Genomic DNA, 21,590 nt, shown 5'->3' with positions numbered 1-21,590 from the left:
TTTTTGAGATCATGAATATTCAAGAAGTATTAACGGAAAAAGTCAAAGAAGCATTTGAAACCTTGTACAGTGCTACATTAGAAAATGTAGAATTTCAAGCGACAAGAAAAGATTTTGAAGGAGATATCACAGTCGTGGTATTCCCAATGCTACGCGTCAAAAAAATGAATCCTGCTCAACTTGGAGAAGAGTTAGGACAATATTTGGTAGCGAACGTGGCGGAAATCAGCAGGTTCAATGTGGTAAAAGGATTTTTAAATCTTGTAGTAGACGATTCGTATTACTTAAATTTCTTCGCGAATATTACTAAGAATGATACTTTCGGACATGCAACTCCAACAGAAGGTGATACTGCGGTTATGGTTGAATATTCTTCGCCAAATACAAACAAGCCGTTGCACTTAGGACATATCCGTAACAACTTATTGGGATACAGTGTTGCCGAAATCATTAAAGCAGCAGGGAAAAAAGTCTATAAAACGCAAATCATCAACGATCGTGGAATTCATATCTGTAAATCGATGTTGGCTTGGAAACTTTTTGGAAATGGAGAAACACCAGAATCTACAGGATTAAAAGGTGATAAGTTGGTTGGAAACTATTATGTAGAGTTTGAAAAAGTATTTCAAATGGAATTCTCAGAATGGATCAACACAACAGCAGGAATTGATAAAGTTGAAGAGTTTGCCAAGAAACCTGAAACGCAAAAAATGCTAGAAGAAAAGTTTCCTGAGAAATATGAAAATGGAGACGATCTTTCGGAAGAAATCATCAAAGCATTTAAGAAATCATTCAAGAATGAATATTTCAAAAACATAAGTACTATTGGTGGAGAAGCACAAGATATGTTACTTAAGTGGGAAGCTGGCGATGCAGAAGTCGTAGCACTTTGGAAACAAATGAACCAATGGGTGTATGATGGTTTTGCAACTACCTATACAAATTTAGGTGTCGATTTTGATGCATTGTATTATGAAAGTGACACCTATCTTTTAGGAAAAGACTTTGTAAAAGAAGGTTTGGAAAGTGGCGTTTTCTATAAAAAAGAAGATGGTTCAGTTTGGTGCGATTTAACGGATGAAGGCTTAGATGAAAAAATTGTATTGCGTGCCGACGGAACTGCAGTATACATGACACAAGATATCGGAACGGCAATTCAGCGTGTAAAAGACTATCCAGACATTGGCGGAATGATTTATACGGTTGGAAACGAGCAAGATTATCACTTTAAAGTACTGTTTTTAATCTTGAAAAAACTTGGATTCAATTGGTCTAAAAACTTACATCACTTATCCTACGGAATGGTAGATTTACCTAGCGGAAAAATGAAAAGTCGTGAAGGAACTGTGGTTGATGCAGATGATTTAATGTTAGAAATGGCAGCGACAGCCAAAGAAATTTCACAAGAACTAGGGAAATTAGATGGCTATTCTGATGAAGAAAAAGAAGCACTTTATAAAACCATCGGAATGGGCGCATTAAAGTATTTCATTCTTAAAGTAGATCCAAAAAAACGTATTCTATTTGATCCGAAAGAATCCATTGATTTTGCTGGAAATACCGGACCATTCATCCAATATACGTATGCGCGTATACAGTCAATTTTACGTAAAGCAAATTTTGACTATTCAGCAGAAATCAGTGATATTGATATTGATATTCGTGAAAAAGAAATCGTAAAACAATTGCAAGGATATCCTACGGCGGTTGAATTAGCAGCCAACAATCAAAGTCCGGCTGTCATTGCAAACTACACATACGATTTGGTAAAATTATACAACTCATTCTTCCAAAATATTTACATTTTAGGAGAAGAAAACGAAGCTAAAAAAGTATTCAGAGTACAACTCTCTAAAAAAGTAGGAGATACCATTAAAAATGCATTTGCATTGTTAGGAATTCAAGTTCCTGAGCGTATGTAAAACGATGAAGATTTCAACATAATTAAAGTAACATAAGTTGAAATTGCACATTCTAACTTAAGCACGAAGATAAAATCAGTATATTTAGACACATTAATATACCGATTTTATGAAAAAATACATACTCTGCTTTCTTATTTGCGTTGGCTTTAACGTAAATGGGTTCTCTCAAAATGATGCGCAAACTTCTAGTGCTGCCGTACAAGATGTCTACTTTATGAAAGGTTCCGACGGATTTCATTATATAAATGATAAGGACTTTTATACCATGAAATTTCTAGGTAAAAATGTAGACTACTTAGAAAATGGTGCGTTTAAAATACAAGATCATATTATTACATTAATAGAAACTGAGTACGATACTTCCATTTATAATAATAGCAAAGGAATAGAAGAACAAAAGCAGGTTTTACAGGCTTATAAAGATGTAGAGCTCAAATATTTTGAGGAATTTAGTGAGCAAAAATTGAAAGTAGAAGAGAAGTTCTTCAACAATAAAGATGGTAAATTGTTTTACTTATTTAGCATCGATATTCCACTTGACAAAGTCAAAACAGATGAAGACTATTTAACGCGTATGAATATTTTGTGCTTTGTGGTGAATGATAAATTATCTACCATTAGTTTTCCACTTTTTAATTCGGAAGATGAAGCCGAAAAAGCTGCGTATATCAAAGCACTTACGGAATCAGTGGCGATTTATCCATCAAACATAGATATCGATTTTTTAAGAAGACGTGTCTTAAATACTGAAAATGAAGATTTGGTAGTCGATTTTGAAAGTGGAGATTTTTCATTTGTAGTTCCCGATTATTTAAATGTTATAAGATCGAATGATAAAACATTGTGGACTGCAAGTTTTCCAGATGTAAATAATATTAAGAATGCTGTTGTGATTAGAACTATAAAAAAGGAAAAATACGATTCTTTTGAAGCGTTTAATAAAGAAGTATTACCACAAGGAAAACTCGGAGATGACGATGGTCGTATGACATTACTTTTAAAAGAAGAACTTGAAAATATAGGAGACTTTAACGGAGGAAGCATGCGATTTCAATACATGCCAAGTGGAACAATGCGCACGTATCTTGCAAAAAAAGTAACCTTTGAAACTAAAACACATTATGGTTTAGTCATGTTCAATGCCACTCCAGATACGTATAAAGGTAATATTACGCGCTTTGATGAATTTCTAAAGACTTTTAAAATTCAAAAGGAATAATTAAAATAGCGAATCAGCATCAATATGAGCCAGTTTCACTAACGTTTTATATGCACTCATATAATCGTTCAACTTTCTTTTTTCAGTATTGTCCGTTGGAGTCCAAATATCATATACATTCATGATGGTATTTTTATTTTTCTCATAAAAAGTAATTGAAGTTGATATTCCATCAAGTCCCATGGTTTGTGATTCTTTTTCAATATTTGATCGGTCAATTTTTAAGATACTTTCTGTGATTTTTTCAAATTGAATGGAATCAATCGAATAGGACTTAAAACTAAACTCATCAGCATTACAGCCTTTGTGAGGCGTATATTTATAACGAACATCTATATTGCCTTTCGGGTATTTTTCAATATGAACAATTAAAGATTTACAACTCATTAAATGCTTGAAAGAAAGACTTATTCTTTTAAACTCAGTGAAGTCTTCTTTTTTCTCTACAGTCTGACAAGAGTAAAAAATAACTAGTAATAAAAAAACGATTCTTTTCATAAGTATGACAGCTTTCGAATGCTAGAAATCCCCATAATTTCTATCCAAGTTAAAAACCTGTTTTGTTGTATATAAGTTTAATGAATTTTATCACTAAAAAGAAGCAAACAATTTTTAACGACACTATAACGAAAACTATGGTGTGTATATTTTAATGATGTGAAATGAAGTGAAATGATGTGAAGCTCAGAGTGATGAATAGTTCTAAAAATTCACACAAAAACCTAAGTTTGACGCAGTGTTCGATTTTGACTTTTTATAAGCGCTAATTTTGTTGAATATCGCTCATTTATTAACTCCATTTTAGTTTTCATTTGCAGTAAAGCGGAAAACTGGAACTCAAGACTTTTAATGATGAAGACAGTATTACTTTGAGTTAATTCTAAACTACTCAATCTTTCATATAAACTTTCAGACAAATTTTCATTGTGAGTTTTTCTCATGTGAGCTAAATAATTACTGAATGTCATATCTTTAAATAAAAGCTGATCAGCAGCATTAGCTTTTAAAATATAATTTTCTATGTCTAGTTGGACTTCTTCTGACAGCTTTTGAGTTGCTTTAAATTGTGCTTCTAAAGGATCGGTCTCTTCTTCTTTTGGTTTAGAAAAGAGACGGTATTCAAAAGCAATAATAGCGATGATAAGTATAAGTGCTAAAACTCCAATAGTTATTTCCATGTATGCTTAAAACTATGATAATATAATTAAAAATCAAAGCTGCTTATAATTTTTTTAACATGAATTCTTACACTTTATTTTTGTGGAAAGTCTAAGAATTAAATCTAGCATAATGTCTAGTTTAAAAATCTACACGAAAACTCAAGTTTGGTGTAATGCCTAAGGCGCGATTTTGAATCTGAGAAACGACTTCATTGTCTAGATTGTAATACTCATTCAATATATTTTGCTGATCGAACACATTCCAAACCGAAACGCCAATTTTGGAGTAAATTTTCTTCTTTTTCGAAAGTGTCAAACGATAGGTAGAAGAAAAATCGGTTCTAAAATAATCTTCTAAATTCTCAGCATTTGGCGAATTATAATTGATTTCACCATTGTCTACACTTGGATTTCCAATACTTGTTGTAGGTCTTCCTGTGCGGTAATACGTTCCTAAAGAAAATTCAAAATCATTCCAAGAGTACGTGGCGCCAAGTGTAATATTATGCGTAATATCTATATTATTTGGAAACGGATTTCCATTGTTAAGCGAAGTAAATGTATACTCATTTTTACTTAAAGAATAGCTCAGCCAAGTATTAAAATCGTGCCATTTCTTATTCAGCAACAAATCGATTCCATACGTTTCATAGCCGCCAATAGCATTGACAAATTGAAACTGATTTTGGAAACCTTGACTTCGCGTAGTAATTCCGTTCACATCTTTAATATAGGCTTCGGCAGTAATTAGTAAGTTGTTTTTAGTGTATTGTATGCCAACCGAAGCTTGCTTGCTTTCAATCAAAGGCACCGAAGTTCCATTGGCCAATGTCCAACGACGTTTTTCAACACCTAAAAAATCATTTTGCAAATCAATGACTTGTGAAATGGCCTGACTTTTATATTCACCCAAAACCAGCACACTAAAATAATCGGAAAATTGCTGTCTAAAATTCAAACGTGGTTCAAAACGAAACGTATCAATCTTTCCATAACGATTTCCGCGAATTCCGAACGTTAACATCGTGCGATAACTGTCTGAAAAATAATGAACTTCCGAATACAAAGCATGATTTCGCATGACATCTTTGCGTTCGCTACGAAATTGCGGATTGCTTACATCTTGAATATTGGTGATTCCGATCTCTGAAAACTGATAACCGCCTTCTATGGTGAAATTTTCATTGATACGATATTTAGTATGGAATTTGAGAGCGCTGTCTGCCAAATCGTTTTCTTGAAACAAACGCTGATTATTAGTGATATTGAAATTCGTAGCTTCTAAATTATAATTAGAAGTATACAATTGTACTTGTGTGCTAAATGCAGGATTCCATTCGCGATTATACGTCAAACCTGTAGCGAGATTTCGTTGGGTAATTCCACTATTCACCGAACGTTGTCTGTTGTTTAAAACAGCATTTTCGGTATAGCTCAAATCATTAAAAATATTCAAAAAGCTAAACTGTAAATTGTCTGTTTTTGAAATATCATAAATGAATTTTGTGCTCATATCATAAAAGTAGAAATCTCTATTCGTTGTCGTTGTATTGTTGATTTCTTGAGTGTTATTGGTAATGTCGGTATCTTGAAAAATACGATCAAAATAGATGGCGTATGTTGGCGTTTCTACCAAATCGGTAATAGAACGACGCGCTGAAACTTGCACTTCCATCTTTTTATTGAGTTGTACTTTGGCAAAACCATCTACATGAATCAAATTCATTCCTGCGCCAGCAATCAAAGAATCGTTTACATGTTCATCTAATTCCATTTGAATCATTCCAGAAACACCGTCACCATGTTTTGCACTAGTTCCGTTTTTAGTAACGGTTACTTTCTTTAAGAAATAAGGATTAAATGCAGAAATCAACCCAAAAAAGTGTCCCGATTGATACATTTTAATATCATCCCAAACTAAGATATTTTGATCGTTTGTTCCACCGCGAATATTAATATTGGATACGGTTTCGTTGATGCTTGAAATTCCCGGTAAAGCTTGAATGGTAAGTAATACATCGGGTTCAGTAACGCCCGGAAGAATGCCGAAGTTTTTAGGTTTTATGGTAATTTGACCAGTTCTATTGGTAGAAATTCCAGAGGCAATATATTCGGTCAAATACACTTCATCCAATTCCTGAATCTGATCAACAAATACGGTAATCGCAATATAACGTCCGTTAATAATTGTAAATCGTAAATTCGTTTCTAGCTCAAAACCTTCTAATAGTTTTTTCAGCGGAATACTTTTTTCTCTTGGCGTGACTAAAACGGTATCCAAGGTCGTATCTACATACGAAAAAACAACATCAAATTGTTTTTGGATTTCGGGTAATAATTTAGACAGTAAAATTTTATTCCCTTGATTTCCTTGTGCGATAATGCATTGAAAACTAAGAAAGAAGCAAATGAAAGTGAAAAAAGTGAGTACGCGTTTTTTAATCACGTTTTAGAATAATCGAGTTTTGTTTCTTTTGATACTTCAAATTCAACGGCAGTGTAATAGATTGTAAAGCCATATCAATATCGGTATGTGTGAAACTTCCCGTAACTATTTGGGATATATCAATATTTTGGGCTTTAACCGTTACATCATACTGTCGTTCAAATTCTTCAATAACTTCTTGTAAAGGTAAACTTTTAAAAGAACTTTCGTTGTGTATCCACATAGGTTCTTTTAGGTTTTCTTCTTCATTGCGAAACTCTTTCCCATCAAGTATCAAATAACGTTGTCCTGGTTGTAAGACAACACTCGTATCATTGTGTGTAACTTTTACAGAGCCTTCATAGCAAAACACTTCAAACAAGTCGTTACGTTGCTTTACATTAAATTCAGTTCCAAGTACCGTTACAACTCCATCATTAGTAATCACGCTAAAAGTTTTTCCTTTGGCAACTTTAAAATACGCTTCACCTTCTAAGTTTACTTCGCGTTTTTCTTCCCAAGCATCTTCGTCAAATGACAAACTAGAAACAGCATTTAGTGCTACTTCAGAAGTATCAGGTAATTTGACTAAGGTTTTATTTGCCGCAACCGTATCGTGCATTGTTAGTGTTGGTAATGTCGCGTATAAGTATGTACCGAATCCGATAACTAAAATTGCGGCAATTTTTAGCAATGGCTTAAACCACGAAGTAGGTTTTGATGTATCTTTTTGTGTAGTGGTTACAGTATTATATGCAGCATCCACATCAACTTCAGGCGCTTTAAAATACTGTAAAGCAGTTTGCATCTTGGTCAATTCCTCATAATCTTCAAGCTGTGTGAAAGCTTCAAATTCCTCAGGAGTTAACGCATGATCCAACCATTTTTGTATTAAATCTTCTCGTTTCATAATCGTTACTTATCTATATAACAACTCACTATTTAAAATTCCCACCCTTTTTTTTATTAAATATACTTTTTTTCAATTTTTGACGTTAAGTGCTGATTTCCCAACACCTAAAACCTAAAACCTAACACCCAAATCACAACTCCTCAATCTCTTGTCGCAACTTACTCAACGCTCTATAAATTCGTTTCTCCACAGCTTTGGTCGAAATCTCCAAAATAGCAGCAATCTCTTTATGGCGTTTTCCTTCCACACGATTCATTAAAAATGCCGTACGTTCTGATTCTGTCAAATTGCCAATAGCACGTTGCAACTTCTGCAAATACTCTTGCTCTTGCATCAAAAATTCAGGACTCTCGTTGGTATGTGATTTAGGCTTAATCTTTTGGTGTTGCAACACAACTTTATGATGTTTTACTTCATTCAACATCATGTTATTACCAATTGTAAAAACGTAGCTTTTTGCTTTTTCAGGCTTTACCTTTCCGCAGTTTTGCCAAAGTTTGGTAAATGCTTCCTGTGTTTTATCTTCAGGATTCAAATAATCGCCAAACTTATAATACAAATACGAATACAAACTCTGGTAATGTTTCTTAAAAAAACTAGAAAACATTACTTCGTTACATATATTATCTTGTAAAGATTTTGGCATTGGTCTTGGCTAAATAATTCGCTAAAAGTAAACATAAATTTTTTATAAATAAAGGTGGGAATTTTGTCGTTTGAGTTGTTTTAGTAATAGCATACTAAAAGAGTAGAGTATGTAAACTTGCTGAATTTATGAATAGAATTGCCCTAATGAATGCTGTAAAAATAATATTTTCGCTTTGCGTGATATGTCTTTGTTTCCAAGCTTGCCAAGAGGAAAGTGCACAAACTACAGAAACCGATACGCAAGCAACTTTGGTCGCCAATACAACCTTGCCACGTTTAATGGAACGTGTATCTTTGTTAGATGGCTCTACCGATAATTTTATAGACAATGCAAATTGTTTTGTGGTAGATTTACCGGTAACGGTTACTATTAATGGAGTGACAACTGTTGTAAATAGTACAAATGACTATCCGGCAATTCTTGAAATATTAAATCAGTCCAATGACAATTCGGTCACAATTACATATCCAATTACAATTATTCTAAGCGATTATACAGAAGTTGTCATCGAAAATCAAGAGGAACTCATTGCTCAGATTTCAAATTGTACAGGACCCAATCAGCCAGACATTGATATAGAATGTATTGATTTTCAATATCCGTTTAGCATTGCCATTTTTGATGTAAATTTTGAAGTCATTGAAACGGTAAACATCACACATGATGAAGAATTATTCTATTTTCTAGAAACACTTTCTGATGGAGTAGTAGCGAGTATCAATTATCCGATCAATTTAATCAAAGCAGACGGAACGGTAATTTCGGTAAATAGCAATGACGAATTGGAAGCGGCAATCGCTGCAGCGGAAAATGCTTGCGACGAAGACGATGATAACAATTACAACGATGCCAATTGTACACAAGAACAAGTAACGGCGAGTTTATTAAACTGCTTTTGGAGAATTACCGATTTTGCTGGAAATACGGAATTGGAATACGAATTTTATTTCAATGATGATGGTTCGTTTACGTTTTCTACAGAACCTAGTAGCAGTGTTGCCTATACAGGAAATTGGGAAGTTGCAGTTTCGCAAGGAAGTTTGGTGCTCAATGTCAGTAATATAGATTCAGAACTAATCACATTCAATGATTCATGGATCATAGACGAATGCAGCGATGAGCAATTACTATTGCATAGCGGAAATCAAGAAATAACATTACAGAAAGTTTGTGAAAATGCCACACCTTTTGAATGTTTTGAGAACATACAAACCACTGTTTGTGATGAAGAAAATCCGTTTGATGGTTTTGTAGAAATGGACTTAGATGCTTTATTCATTAACAATGTAAGTTGTACGCAAGAATATACATATTCGTTTCACCTTTCTCAAGCGGATGCGGAATCAAGTGCAAATCAATTGGCAATTCCATATACAAATATATCACAAGTAGAAACATTGTACTTGCGAATTCAAAACTTAACAGGAGAATTTCAAGTCTACACAATTACCATTTCTGTAGAAGACTGTTGTACGAATAATACAGTGTTAACAGACGATTTAATTCTGTACATGCCATTTGCCAATGAAACCAAAGATTTGGTGAGCAATTGGGAAGCTTCCGGAAGTTACAATTATGTATCCGACAGAGCAGGAAATACTTCGTGTGCCATTGCTTTTGATGGTAGTGAAACGGTAGAAATTCCAATTACAACCGCAAATCAAATAGTACAAGGCGATGCATTTACGGTAAGTCTGTGGTTTAAAATGCAAAACACTGATCCTTCCAACTATGAAATTTTATTTCAAAAAGGGAATGCGGTTAGTGAAGGTTTTCAAGTCAGTGTGTTTGATTTAAATACGCCTGTATTCAGTGATGCAGATTCTGGATATGGTTTATGGGACGATCCGTGGAATGTAGATCCAGATTTACCAACGGACACAACCAATTGGCATCATTTAGTAGTAACGGTCGATAGTAACAATACCGTGCGTTTATACCGTGATGGTGTACAACGAAACGTAGATGAAAATGCGGCTATTGATATTGGAAGTATGCCATTAATGAATTACATGTTAGGAAATGGCTTTGAAGGTCATTTAGATGATATACGCGTATACAAAGTTGCGTTAAGTCCAAACCAAGTGAGCACCTTGTTCAACTTGGAAGCCGATTGCAACAACTGTTTATAAGAAATAAAGATTAAGTGTTTATTTAAGTTAGTTTAGTGACTAATTTTAAAAGCTGCCTTTTGTTGAATTAGGGCAGCTTTTTTTGTTTTATTACCTTCTTCATTCAAAGTAGAACAAAATGTAGAAGTTGATTCCTGAGATTTATTAATTTATAAGTTGCCACTTAGTTTCGCTTTTTCTTTCAAATCTATAATCTTAAGATCAATTTCATCCATTAACTTTTTTGTGACTTCTGAGTCTAGATTTTCATGATGTGCACCTATTTTTTTCATTTCATTTTTATAGGCTTCTAAATGTCTAAGCTGAATATTTTCATTTTCCAGTACTTTAACTATTTTTAAATTAAAGCGACTGATTTCTGGTGTCATTTTTATGAAAGTAGGAGAAAAAAACTTTTCTTTAACGGCTTCCCAGTAAGCAATAGGATTCATGGCATGTTCTGAAAAATCTATTCTTTCTGAACCTAAGTTATTCAAACGTTTCTTTTCTCTCTTGTATGTATAAAACATCATGAGCCCTACAAAAAAAGCAAAGATCCCAAAAGTAACGCCAATTCCAGACCATTTGTATGTGGCATAGGTAAAAATAAAAGGAATCGGAATGCTTAAAATCCACATAGGAATAAAAAAGAGTCTTCCATCTATTTTTTTAGCTTTTCCAATAAAAGAAGCGACTAAAATCATCCAACTGGCACAAATGACCAACATTTTTTCGTTCATGCCACCAAGTGCATAAATAATAATAATAGGAATGCATAATAGTGCAGCAATTAATACAACTAAAATGGCAGCGAGGTTAAAAACAATCATGGGAATACAGTTTCATTTAATTTTTCTAAAAATAAAAGTTAATCTAATATTGTGCAATGATTTTAGTTTTTCTTTAATAAACGTTAAGGATAGAAGCATTTCAACTGCGCTCAATGCAGACAATGTGTAAGCTTTTTTTGATTTGAAATTTAGCTTATACAGGAATGACAAAACAGAAAACGAGTGCGGATAGCCAAACCATTTCCAGAAACACCTTTATAAACATCAAATGAAAAATCTTGAATTTTAATTCTAAAAGCGCACTTTCAGTTACATGTTTTGCAGTGGAAGCGTAATTTTTTTAAGTTTTTGAAATAAAAAACACCAGAAAATCATAAATCCATAAAAAGACAAAAAACAAATCCATATTCATAGTGTAACCACTGCGTTTATACTTTCAAAAGTTAGAAGTTTCCACTATCTTTGCCACTTCTCAAAAAAAGAATTCAAACGTATGTTTAATAATTTAAGTGAAAAGCTAGATAAAGCAATGCATGTTCTTAAAGGACATGGAAGTATAACGGAAGTAAATGTTGCAGAAACTTTAAAAGAAGTGCGTAGAGCATTACTTGATGCCGATGTAAACTTTAAAATTGCAAAAGATTTTACCAAAAGAGTAAAAGAAAAAGCTTTAGGACAAAACGTATTGACGACGTTACAGCCAGGACAGTTAATGGTAAAAATCGTAAAAGATGAATTGACTGAATTAATGGGTGGAGACGCAGCAGGAATCAACTTATCTGGAAAACCATCCATCATTTTAATGTCTGGTTTACAAGGTTCGGGTAAAACGACGTTTTCGGGAAAACTTGCCAATTATTTAAAAAACAAAAAGACAAAGAAACCTTTATTAGTTGCCTGTGATGTATATCGTCCGGCGGCAATTGATCAGTTGCATGTAGTAGGTGATCAAATCAAGGTTGATGTTTATTCCGATAAAGGAAATAATGATCCAGTTGCTATTGCACAAGCAGGTATTGCACATGCAAAGCAAAACGGACACAATGTGGTTATTATTGATACCGCAGGTCGTTTGGCTGTTGATGAAGCCATGATGACCGAAATCGCAAATATTCACAAAGCGATTGAACCACAAGAAACTTTATTTGTGGTAGATTCTATGACAGGTCAGGATGCCGTAAATACAGCAAAAGCCTTCAACGATATCTTAAACTTTGACGGAGTTATCTTAACGAAGTTAGATGGTGATACACGTGGTGGAGCTGCCATTTCTATTAAATCTGTAGTAAACAAACCAATCAAATTTATTGGTACTGGTGAAAAGATGGAAGCTATTGATGTATTCTATCCTTCACGTATGGCAGATCGTATTCTTGGAATGGGAGATGTTGTTTCGTTAGTAGAAAGAGCACAAGAGCAGTTTGATGAAGAAGAAGCTAGAAAGTTACAAAAGAAAATTGCGAAGAATCAGTTTGGTTTTGACGATTTCTTAAAGCAAATACAGCAAGTGAAGAAAATGGGGAACATGAAAGACTTAGTCGGAATGATTCCTGGAGCTTCCAAAGCTATGAAAGGAATGGAGATTGAAGATGATGCTTTCAAACATATTGAAGCGTTAATTCACTCTATGACGCCAGCAGAACGTTCAAAACCAGCAATGATCAATGCTAGCCGTAAAAAGCGTATTGCCAAAGGTGCTGGACGCTCAGTACAAGAAATGAATCAATTGTTAAAGCAATTTGATCAAATGAGCAAGATGATGAAAATGATGCAAGGCGGCGGCGGAAGAAAGCTGATGCAGATGATGAAAGGAATGGGACGCTAAGCTTCGACTCCGCTCAGCTTACTGTTTGAAATTGCAAATTTGTAGTAAATAGCTTTTTTGTTATGAGTTAACAAATTGACGAATTAACAAAAAACAAATCAACAAATAAGAAGCATAAGAGTCTATAGATTTAGGAGTTTATGTTTTGATTTCAAAATTACAGTAAGCATTCAGCTAACAACTAAAAACAACACAACAACAACAATACATGGTTTTATTAGATGGAAAAAAGGTATCGAATGATATCAAGGACGAAATAGCACAGGAAGTCCAAAAAATGAAAGATCGCGGAGAAAAAGTTCCGCATTTAGCGGCCGTTTTGGTTGGAGATGATGGTGCAAGTTTAACCTACGTAGGAAGTAAAGTGCGTTCTTGTGAACGTGTGGGATTTGAATCGACTTTGGTACGTATGTCAAATACAACTTCTGAACTTGAATTACTAAAAAAGATTCATGAGTTAAATGAAGATGATAATATTGACGGATTCATCATTCAGTTGCCATTACCACCACAAATCAATACGCAAAAAGTATTAATGGCAGTAAATCCAGACAAAGATGTTGACGGTTTCCATCCAGAGAACTTTGGAAAAATGGCCTTAGACATGTCTACATTTATTCCTGCAACACCATTTGGGATTTTAGAATTGCTAGAACGTTACGATGTTGAAACCAAAGGAAAACATACTGTAGTTATTGGAAGAAGTCACATTGTTGGAAGACCAATGAGTATTTTAATGGGAAGACGTGGTTTCCCTGGAAACTCAACAGTTACCTTAACACACAGTCATACCAAAAACATTACACAAATTACTTGTCAAGCAGACATCATCATTACGGCTTTAGGACGACCAAATTTCTTAAAAGCAGAAATGGTAAAAGATGATGCTATTGTCATTGATGTAGGAATCACACGTGTTCCAGACGAAACTAGAAAACGCGGATATCGCATTACAGGTGATGTAGACTTTGAAAACGTAAGCAAAAAAACAAGTCACATTACGCCAGTACCTGGTGGAGTAGGACCGATGACCATTGCGATGTTATTAAAAAATACTTTATTAGCAAGAGAACGTCACAGAATGGCAAACAGAAAATAGACACATACACTATGTACTATATGAAGCGATCTTGAAAAAGGTCGCTTTTTTTATACTCAATTTTGAAATTATAAAAAATAACTACTTTTACCTAACACCTAACACCTAACACCTAACACCTAACACCTAACACCATGAAAACTTCCGAACCATCAGTAATCGTCTCACAAAACTTTACACAATCAGTGGAATCCGTTTGGAAAGCCATTACAGATGTTTCACAAATGCGACAATGGTTTTTTGATAATATTCCCGATTTTAAAGCGGAAGTTGGTTTTCAAACACAATTCAATGTAAAAGCACCTTCACGAGATTTTATGCACTTATGGACAGTTACAGAAGTGATTCCGCAGCAAAAACTCGTTTACAATTGGAAATACGAAGATTTAGCAGGCGATTCTTTTGTAACGTTTGAATTGGAAGAGATTCATAACGAAACCAAACTTACGCTTACAACAACTGTTATAGCAGACTTTCCCGATGAAATTCCTGAGTTTGCTCATGAAAGCTGTGTGGCTGGTTGGACGTATTTTATCAAACAACAATTAGTAGCATTTTTACAAAACACATACTAATTACAAGAAACCACGTTTTGTATAGTATAAAGGATTGTTTCAGAAAAGTACAGTGCTTCCATTAAAACCGACTAAAAATATACTATTATGAAATTAAAGCTTCTACTATCGTGTTTGGTAATATTCACCAGTTGTAAAGACGTTACAAAAGCCAAAGAAAGTGATAATAATGCAATCACTTTTGGAAACCTAGTTGATCTGTCAAAGCTAGAAAAAGCAACGATGTACAACAACTCTGGAAAGTTTGAATTGACAGCTGCTCAAATAGGTAAATTGAAAAAAGAGCTTTCTGGAATGGAATATGAAAAGAGTATTTCAGTTAAATTAGGTACCATTTATGTTGAATTGATAATTGATGGAAAAAAATGCGGAATTACCTCAGGAACGCATGCTGATTATATTGAAGTACATAAAAATTCATTGACCATTACAAAAGGCTTGCCTGAATCCCGCGGCTGGCTTTACTTTAAAACGAACGGCGTTAATTTTGATAATTACAAACCCAAAAACTAGAAATATGATAAAGGGGTTCAAAAGTATTGCCTTCTTCGGAATATGTGTTTTTTTACTCATACAATCCTGTGATACGACTAATTATCAATTTACACCTAAACACTACACAGTCATCAAAGACAGTTTAGGAAAACAACTAGTGCATCAATGTTCGCGACCTTCTCCAAGAGGCGCTACACAATTTTTTGATCTTACAGAAAATGATGTCCTCACCTTACACACAAACTTTAAAAAAGTATACGAATTAGAACCTGCAGAAGATTTCTTTATAGATTATGCAATTACAAACTTAGAAGCGTATGCCTATCAATATGTAGGATTTATATATAAAGGAACAAGATATGTATACATCAATGCTTTCACTATAGAAAACGCAACAATTACTAGACATGACTGGAAAAACATACCTATGGTTGTTTGTGATGGTGGTCCACAGCTTTGGGGCGTTGTATTTGATATGGATAAGAAACGTTTTTATAATTTGTATTTGAATGGACCAATGTAATTGTTTAGGAGAGTGAATATATCTATTTATAATAAAAAAGTACTATTCTTTGCTTCAAAAGTAGAATTAGAAGTTTGTTGATTTTTTTTCAATGTATACTTTTTAACTCATAAGGGCTATTAATATAATATAGAATGCTGTATTTTCTGTTTTTCTTACGGGAAACCTCATTGTGAAGTTGTAATTTTTATTTTATATTTAAAGAATATAATTTATTTCATGAAGTTTTTTAAAGAGGCATTAGGAGATGGTAATACAAGTTTGAAAATTCTTCCAATTTTACATTCTTGTGAAGCTTTTGATTTTTTAAGTATACTAGAGTCACGTCAATTAAAACCATATAAATGTGATGTTTTTAAAAAAGACTATTTGTATGCTTTTTATGGAATACCATCTTACAGAAAGTTAATACAAGGATCTAAAGGTAATGCAAGTTATTTTCCAGTCTGTTTTATAATGGATTATGATAAAATACCTGATATGAGTAGATTACATCCATTTGATACAGGAGCATTTTCAAAATTATCTAATATTAAAGAAGATCATTTTCATGAAAAAGTAGGAATTACACACTTAGAACTTGATCCAAGTATAGAGGAAGCAAAAAAAGTCATAAAAAAATTTTATAAAACTAACGAAAATTATGTTTTACATAAGCCGAAATTATCTTTAGATGATGTAAGTCTTCTTAATCAACCAGCTTACGGATATACGTCATTGATTAACGATAAGTCTAGCACAAAATATGATAATAGAGTTGCAACTATTGAATTGATATATAGTGAAAATATAGAATTAGACAGCTCCTCTCTATTACAAGTCATAGCGCCTAAAAGTTATCTTGCAGAAGATGAAATAAAAGAAATCTTGACAAATGACTTTGGTATTATAGACCCCATTGGTTATAGAACAATAAAAGGTAATCCTTTGGAGTATTTTGGTGCTATTTATGATAAATATTTAGATTTTACTGAGCAAAATAACTTGATTTGATGAAATTGATAGGATACATAAAGCCCTATAAACAGAATTCGTTTACTATCCCGATATATTCGGATGGAAAAAAAGTTTATCATCATATATTGGATGATGAATTTTGTATTTGTTCATTTTCTGAAGTTGTAGATGATGATTGGATAATAAAAAAAAGGTTTAATGATAAATTTAAAGAAGGAGATCAAGGGGCATTAATGTTTTCAGGCAATAAAAAAATTATTTATAATAAAAACTTGAAAATAGCTTTTGTTGAAATATGTAAATATTTAGAAAAATTAAAAAAACCAAAACTATATTTATTTGAAGAAATTTTTGATCAAGCTAAAGATTTAAATATAGATTTAGAACAATATTCAATAAAATTACAACTAAGAATTTTGTTACAGAATAAGTTTAATATTACTAATCTTTCTGTTATAAGTTTAGTAGAAAAAGAATCTATTTTATACTTAAAAGCTCGTAGTCGTAAGTCTTCATTCAAATCGTGGAATAAATTACAAATACGAAGAAAACTTTTTTTTAAAAAGGAAATGGCTAATACTGATAAGATTGAAAATTATAAAGAATATATTATTTCAAATGTTTTAAATAAAAATTATTCAAAAGCTATAAATGAACTTGAAGAATTAATTATCTATCAAATAAAAGTTAGCCCTTTAAAGTTTTTAATTAAATCCTTAACAAATATATCAAGTAGCTTACTTTCATTAAACGAAAACAGTTTTGCTAAATTAGTTATAATGATAGCAAAATTAACACCTATTGAAGATGCGATTTTAGATACTCAATATGCGGAAGTTTTAAAATCAGAAGGAGATTTACAAGGCGCGAAGAAATTATATGAAGAAATTCAGCGATTTTATCCAAATGATATTGTTGCCAAGACTGGTTATGCAGAGGTTTTAAAATTAGAAGGAGATTTACAAGGCGCTAAGAAGTTATATGAAGAAATTCAGCTATTGTATCCAAATGATATTTTTGCTAAGACTGGTTATGCAGGGGTTTTAAAATCAGAAGGAGATTTACAAGGCGCAAAGAAATTATATAAAGAAATTCAGCTATTGTATCCAAATGATATTTTTGCCAAGACTGGTTATGCAGAGGTTTTAAAATTAGAAGGAGATTTGCAAGGCGCGAAGAAGTTATATGAAGAAATTCAACTATTGTATCCAAATGATATTTTTGCTAAGACTGGTTATGCAGAGGTTTTAAAATCAGAAGGAGATTTAAAAGGCGCAAAGAAATTATACGAAGAAATTCAGTTATTGTATCCAAATAATATTTTTGCCAAGACTGGTTATGCAGAGGCTTTAAAATCAGAAGGAAATTTACAAGGTGCTAAGAGATTATATGAAGAAATTCAGCAATTGTATCCAAACAATATTGTTGTAAAGAATGGTTATGCAGGGATTTTAAAATCGGAAGGAAATTTACAAGGTGCGAAGAAATTATACGAAGAAATTCAGCAATTGTATCCCAATGATTTATATTCAAAACACGCTTTATTAAATTGTAACTTAATATTAAAACAAAATATTAAATTTGATTTATCAATGTTTCAAAAACTAAAAACTGTCTCAGACTATTACTTTTATCATTCATGGATTTTATATCATATAAGAGAAGAAAGAAAAGAGAAAGCTTACAATTTAATTCTAGAAGTTATAAGTGATGTACCATATTTTAAGATTAAAAAGGTTTATGAATCTACATTAAAGTTTTTGAAAATTCTTAATAATGATTTAAGTAAAGAAATGGTGCCTATAAATGAAATAAATATAGTAGATCCAATAGATAATATTTTGAACACTCACATTTTAAGTGAAATAGGTTTAAAAGAAAATGCCCTTAAGTTTTTTAACGAAATAAAAAAATACCCAAGGAATAGTATTGTATTTGAAAGTGCTTGTTTATTAAGTGAATTATATAGCCTTAATGGTTTGCCAAAAAAAGGATACACTAGAGATAAAATAAATGAAATATTGATAAATACAGAGGTAAAGGCGCTAGCAATTTGTATTTAACTTTACTTGGTAAATTAACCTTAAAGTAAATATATCAAAAACAACTAAAAACCAAACAACAATACGACAACTGTTGCTCGGTTTTTTTACTAACAATAATAACAAATTAGAGTTATTATATTTTTGAAATTTTATAAAGTATACACAAATCTAAACGTAATAAAACGCGGCTGAATAAAGGTTTCTGAACTGAATACCGATAAGTTATTGGCGCTGTTTCGTACACGTGCATCTATGTCTAAAATATTAGTAGCTTTAATTTCATATTCCCATTTGGCATCTCTGTCTTTTCTATAAGATAAAGTTGCATTCCATGTTTGGAACGATTGCGATTCGCCATTTCCTAAACCTTGATTGGTATAGGTATAATCGGTACGGAAAGTAATTCGTTTCCAGATATAGGCGTCAAAATCAAAGGTAGTGGCATTGGTGGTAAACTGTGTGCTTCTTCCACCTTGCGTATTGTCCGTAACACTGTAACGGTGACGTAATTGTACATTTGGCGCAATTCTAAAATTCGTTCGAATTCCAGGCGTATACGTCTGTGTAAATCCTTCGTTTACAGAACGACGTTGCTGAATAAACTGATTGATCTTACTGTAATTAAAACTAGCGTTCAGGGTAGCACGAATCTTTCCAAACGTACGTTGTACACGACCAAAAACATTTACATTTTCATCGGCAAAACTCGAATTAAAGAAGGTACTTGTACGAATAACACTTTCAAAATCTGTCAAACCACGAATTTGATCAATATTACTAGAATAGGCCGCTCTAGCAAATACATTGGTATAATTGAAGAGGTTGAAACTTGTATAAATCAAACTTACATTGTGCGACAATGCATTTTGCAATTCTGGCGCTCCAAACTGATAACTATTAAAGTTATTCATGACCAAACCTTCAGCCAAACGTGTAACGTCTGTAAACTGATTTTGCATTTGGTAGCGTAAAGTCAAAGCTTCACTCTTTTTAAACTGAATGCGTGTTTCAAAGTCTGGTAACAATCTAAAGAAATTATCTTTATATTCTACTCCAAACTGACTGTTCTTATTGCCATACGAGTGTACTGAAAATCCTGGCGTAAAGGTGAACTTACCACTTTTTAAACGGTAATGGAAACCTAAATAAATATCACTAAAATTATATTCAGTATCGTTGGTAGCGCGTCCATCATTGAAAGTTGGAATCGGATTCAACGTCAAGCCTGGACCCAAAAACTGAAACAGATTTGAGTTGAATTGCTGACGACTCAATATCGTTCCAAAAGTGATGTTAATATTGCTTCGTGCATTCAAAATATTGTAATAATCCAACTTTGCGTCTACTTGATTGGATTTGATACGTCTGTTTTGTCTCAAATTAAATTCATCTACCGTAGTATCCAAACCTAAAGCATCTGCCGTAGTATCAAAAGCACTATTGGTATCATTGTCTAAAATTGCATTGTAAAAAGGATCTTCATTCTTAATCAAATGCTGCGCTTCTAAGGCAAAAATATTGTTCTCATTCAGCGTATAATAATAGTTTAAGTTCTGATTGAAACTATAAGGAGTTACTTCATCAATTTGATTGGTACTTCCAATAACAGACGAGAATACACCTTGATTTTGCGTGTCATTTGAAACACGTCCAATCACGTCATAATCCAATTGATTGTTGAGGTTTGGTTGATACTTAGCACTTAGCTTTGCAACGACTTGATCGGAACGTTCTCTGCTTCGTTGTTCGGTCGCTTCATCAGGAATGCCCAATTCAGGATCGGTGTACTGTACAAAACTGGTTTCTTTCGATAAAATTCGGCTACTGCTGTAGATTAAAAATCCACTTAAGTCCAACGCTTTATTTGGCGAATAACTAAAGTTTCCGGTTGCCAATTTACTTTCTATCTCCAAAGCATTGTTCTGATTGGTCAAAAAGTTTAAACTGTTATCACCGAGATTAATATTAGTTCCGCTGCTTCTACTTGGCGGACGAAAACCACCAGTAAATCCTCGAATGTCACGTCGCGATAAGGCAACTTCGCCGATATTATTTAAATCGCCAATAAAATTTAAGCTATACTTCGGACTGTAATAAAATAGTTTGGGTTGAAACAAATAGAGTTCATTATCGGGCGACGATCCGCTTCCTGCAGTAACATTTCCAAACCAAAAGTTTTCCTTTCCTTCTTTCAGTTTAATATTAATGGCAACACTATCTTGGTTGTTCGTCACACTTCGCAATTGTCCAACTTCTGAATAATTACGCAATACTTGAATCTTATCAACTGCTTTTGAAGGAATGTTTTTTGTCGCTAATTTGGTATCACCATCAAAGAAATCTTTTCCGTTTACCATTAACTTGTTCACCACTTTTCCTTCAACTTCTATCTGACCATCTTCGTTAATTTCTACGCCGGGCAGTTTTTCAAGGACATCTTCCAATTTCCGTTCGGTACCATTCTTAAACGAATCTGCATTGTATACAAGTGTATCTCCTTTAATCGTTACGGGCATTTCATACGTCAACTCCACCGCTTCAAGTGAGTTGCTGCTTTTCATCACGAAGTCTTTTGTAATATCACTTTCTTTGGTAGAAAGGTCTTGCTCCAAGTTCTTTAAGCCAATATAGCTTACTTGTATTTTGTAGTTTTTATTCTTAGTTAATTTAAGTCTGTATTTTCCAAACTTATCGGTAATACCGTACGATTCTAGCGTACCAGATTCCTTATTCAGCGCAATCACATTTGCCAATTCTAGCGGTTTATTCAAGCTGTCTTTAACAACTCCTTCCATTTTAATTTGAGCAAAAGTGCAGTTTACTGCAAAGAGTAGGATAATACAAAGTATTTGTTTCATTGGTGTTTATAGTTAGTTTT

Annotated in this window: 17 protein-coding genes; 10 read left to right on the top strand and 7 right to left on the bottom strand. The window is 33.1% G+C overall.

Annotation, left to right across the window (positions count from 1 at the left end; all coding sequences use genetic code 11):
- Positions 1 to 11: 11 nt before the first annotated feature.
- Together argS and Q0845_RS13905 are read left to right on the top strand one after the other, a co-directional pair.
- A complete protein-coding gene (gene argS, locus Q0845_RS13910) occupies positions 12 to 1,922 on the top strand; it encodes an arginine--tRNA ligase (protein WP_298514259.1) in 1,911 nt (636 codons plus the stop codon).
- Positions 1,923 to 2,031: 109 nt separating this feature from the next.
- A complete protein-coding gene (locus tag Q0845_RS13905) occupies positions 2,032 to 3,144 on the top strand; it encodes a hypothetical protein (protein ID WP_298514257.1) in 1,113 nt (370 codons plus the stop codon).
- On the opposite strand, the gene Q0845_RS13900 is transcribed toward Q0845_RS13905, so the two are convergent.
- From Q0845_RS13900 to Q0845_RS13880, 5 genes are all read right to left on the bottom strand, one after another.
- Positions 3,145 to 3,642 (bottom strand): hypothetical protein, encoded by a 498-nt coding sequence (locus tag Q0845_RS13900; protein ID WP_298514255.1) that lies wholly within the window; start codon positions 3,640 to 3,642, stop codon positions 3,145 to 3,147. It lies immediately after the preceding gene.
- Positions 3,643 to 3,866: 224 nt separating this feature from the next.
- Positions 3,867 to 4,322 (bottom strand): hypothetical protein, encoded by a 456-nt coding sequence (locus Q0845_RS13895; protein ID WP_298514253.1) that lies wholly within the window; start codon positions 4,320 to 4,322, stop codon positions 3,867 to 3,869.
- A gap of 121 nt (positions 4,323 to 4,443) precedes the next feature.
- Positions 4,444 to 6,750, bottom strand: a complete 2,307-nt coding sequence (locus Q0845_RS13890; RefSeq protein WP_298514251.1) for a TonB-dependent siderophore receptor — start codon at positions 6,748 to 6,750, stop codon at positions 4,444 to 4,446.
- Positions 6,743 to 7,639, bottom strand: coding sequence for a FecR family protein (locus Q0845_RS13885; RefSeq protein WP_298514249.1), 897 nt, complete (start codon positions 7,637 to 7,639; stop codon positions 6,743 to 6,745). The genes Q0845_RS13890 and Q0845_RS13885 overlap by 8 nt, the downstream gene beginning before the upstream one ends.
- 133 nt (positions 7,640 to 7,772) lie before the next feature.
- On the bottom strand, positions 7,773 to 8,288 hold the full coding sequence (locus Q0845_RS13880; protein WP_298514247.1) for a sigma-70 family RNA polymerase sigma factor: 516 nt from the start codon (positions 8,286 to 8,288) through the stop codon (positions 7,773 to 7,775).
- Positions 8,289 to 8,416: 128 nt separating this feature from the next.
- Here Q0845_RS13880 and Q0845_RS13875 point away from each other — a divergent pair, with 128 nt between their 5' ends.
- A complete protein-coding gene (locus tag Q0845_RS13875) occupies positions 8,417 to 10,423 on the top strand; it encodes a LamG domain-containing protein (protein WP_298514245.1) in 2,007 nt (668 codons plus the stop codon).
- A 149-nt stretch (positions 10,424 to 10,572) separates the two neighbouring features.
- Here Q0845_RS13875 and Q0845_RS13870 read toward each other — a convergent pair whose 3' ends face one another.
- Positions 10,573 to 11,232, bottom strand: a complete 660-nt coding sequence (locus tag Q0845_RS13870; protein WP_298514243.1) for a hypothetical protein — start codon at positions 11,230 to 11,232, stop codon at positions 10,573 to 10,575.
- Between the two features lie 454 nt (positions 11,233 to 11,686).
- Here Q0845_RS13870 and ffh point away from each other — a divergent pair, with 454 nt between their 5' ends.
- The 7 genes from ffh (at position 11,687) to Q0845_RS13835 (ending at position 18,730) form a co-directional block, all read left to right on the top strand.
- Positions 11,687 to 13,018: a signal recognition particle protein gene (ffh, locus tag Q0845_RS13865; protein ID WP_298514241.1), complete on the top strand. Its 1,332-nt coding sequence runs from the start codon at positions 11,687 to 11,689 to the stop codon at positions 13,016 to 13,018.
- 208 nt (positions 13,019 to 13,226) lie between these two features.
- The gene (locus Q0845_RS13860) at positions 13,227 to 14,117 is read left to right on the top strand and encodes a bifunctional 5,10-methylenetetrahydrofolate dehydrogenase/5,10-methenyltetrahydrofolate cyclohydrolase (protein ID WP_298514238.1); all 891 of its coding nucleotides are present in this window, start codon (positions 13,227 to 13,229) and stop codon (positions 14,115 to 14,117) included.
- Positions 14,118 to 14,251: 134 nt separating this feature from the next.
- Positions 14,252 to 14,692: an SRPBCC domain-containing protein gene (locus Q0845_RS13855; protein ID WP_298514236.1), complete on the top strand. Its 441-nt coding sequence runs from the start codon at positions 14,252 to 14,254 to the stop codon at positions 14,690 to 14,692.
- Between the two features lie 87 nt (positions 14,693 to 14,779).
- Positions 14,780 to 15,205 carry a hypothetical protein gene (locus Q0845_RS13850; RefSeq protein ID WP_298514233.1) on the top strand — a complete coding sequence of 142 codons (426 nt, stop codon included), beginning with the start codon at positions 14,780 to 14,782 and terminating at the stop codon, positions 15,203 to 15,205.
- A gap of 4 nt (positions 15,206 to 15,209) precedes the next feature.
- The gene (locus Q0845_RS13845) at positions 15,210 to 15,710 is read left to right on the top strand and encodes a hypothetical protein (RefSeq protein ID WP_298514229.1); all 501 of its coding nucleotides are present in this window, start codon (positions 15,210 to 15,212) and stop codon (positions 15,708 to 15,710) included.
- Between the two features lie 219 nt (positions 15,711 to 15,929).
- Positions 15,930 to 16,703, top strand: coding sequence for a hypothetical protein (locus tag Q0845_RS13840; protein WP_298514226.1), 774 nt, complete (start codon positions 15,930 to 15,932; stop codon positions 16,701 to 16,703).
- The gene (locus Q0845_RS13835; protein ID WP_298514224.1) at positions 16,703 to 18,730 is read left to right on the top strand and encodes a tetratricopeptide repeat protein; all 2,028 of its coding nucleotides are present in this window, start codon (positions 16,703 to 16,705) and stop codon (positions 18,728 to 18,730) included. Before Q0845_RS13840 ends, Q0845_RS13835 begins: the two co-directional genes overlap by 1 nt.
- Positions 18,731 to 18,861: 131 nt before the next feature.
- Here Q0845_RS13835 and Q0845_RS13830 read toward each other — a convergent pair whose 3' ends face one another.
- Complete coding sequence (locus tag Q0845_RS13830) at positions 18,862 to 21,570, bottom strand: carboxypeptidase-like regulatory domain-containing protein (protein WP_298514221.1); 2,709 nt, start codon at positions 21,568 to 21,570, stop codon at positions 18,862 to 18,864.
- Between the last annotated feature and the right edge of the window lie 20 nt (positions 21,571 to 21,590).

It is taken from the genome of uncultured Kordia sp., from assembly GCF_947489565.1.
GTDB lineage: Bacteria > Bacteroidota > Bacteroidia > Flavobacteriales > Flavobacteriaceae > Kordia.
The sequence above is the reverse complement of the archived record's forward strand: the minus strand, read 5'-3'. Positions and strand labels throughout refer to the sequence as shown.

Bases quoted from the DNA above. Each gene is read 5' to 3' on its own strand.
- argS (WP_298514259.1), top strand. From the start codon at position 12: ATGAATATTCAAGAAGTATTAACGGAAAAAGTCAAAGAAGCATTTGAA.
- Q0845_RS13905 (WP_298514257.1), top strand. From the start codon at position 2,032: ATGAAAAAATACATACTCTGCTTTCTTATTTGCGTTGGCTTTAACGTA.
- Q0845_RS13900 (WP_298514255.1), bottom strand. From the start codon at position 3,642: ATGAAAAGAATCGTTTTTTTATTACTAGTTATTTTTTACTCTTGTCAG.
- Q0845_RS13895 (WP_298514253.1), bottom strand. From the start codon at position 4,322: ATGGAAATAACTATTGGAGTTTTAGCACTTATACTTATCATCGCTATT.
- Q0845_RS13885 (WP_298514249.1), bottom strand. From the start codon at position 7,639: ATGAAACGAGAAGATTTAATACAAAAATGGTTGGATCATGCGTTAACT.
- Q0845_RS13880 (WP_298514247.1), bottom strand. From the start codon at position 8,288: ATGCCAAAATCTTTACAAGATAATATATGTAACGAAGTAATGTTTTCT.
- Q0845_RS13875 (WP_298514245.1), top strand. From the start codon at position 8,417: ATGAATAGAATTGCCCTAATGAATGCTGTAAAAATAATATTTTCGCTT.
- Q0845_RS13870 (WP_298514243.1), bottom strand. From the start codon at position 11,232: ATGATTGTTTTTAACCTCGCTGCCATTTTAGTTGTATTAATTGCTGCA.
- ffh (WP_298514241.1), top strand. From the start codon at position 11,687: ATGTTTAATAATTTAAGTGAAAAGCTAGATAAAGCAATGCATGTTCTT.
- Q0845_RS13860 (WP_298514238.1), top strand. From the start codon at position 13,227: ATGGTTTTATTAGATGGAAAAAAGGTATCGAATGATATCAAGGACGAA.
- Q0845_RS13855 (WP_298514236.1), top strand. From the start codon at position 14,252: ATGAAAACTTCCGAACCATCAGTAATCGTCTCACAAAACTTTACACAA.
- Q0845_RS13850 (WP_298514233.1), top strand. From the start codon at position 14,780: ATGAAATTAAAGCTTCTACTATCGTGTTTGGTAATATTCACCAGTTGT.
- Q0845_RS13845 (WP_298514229.1), top strand. From the start codon at position 15,210: ATGATAAAGGGGTTCAAAAGTATTGCCTTCTTCGGAATATGTGTTTTT.
- Q0845_RS13840 (WP_298514226.1), top strand. From the start codon at position 15,930: ATGAAGTTTTTTAAAGAGGCATTAGGAGATGGTAATACAAGTTTGAAA.
- Q0845_RS13835 (WP_298514224.1), top strand. From the start codon at position 16,703: ATGAAATTGATAGGATACATAAAGCCCTATAAACAGAATTCGTTTACT.
- Q0845_RS13830 (WP_298514221.1), bottom strand. From the start codon at position 21,570: ATGAAACAAATACTTTGTATTATCCTACTCTTTGCAGTAAACTGCACT.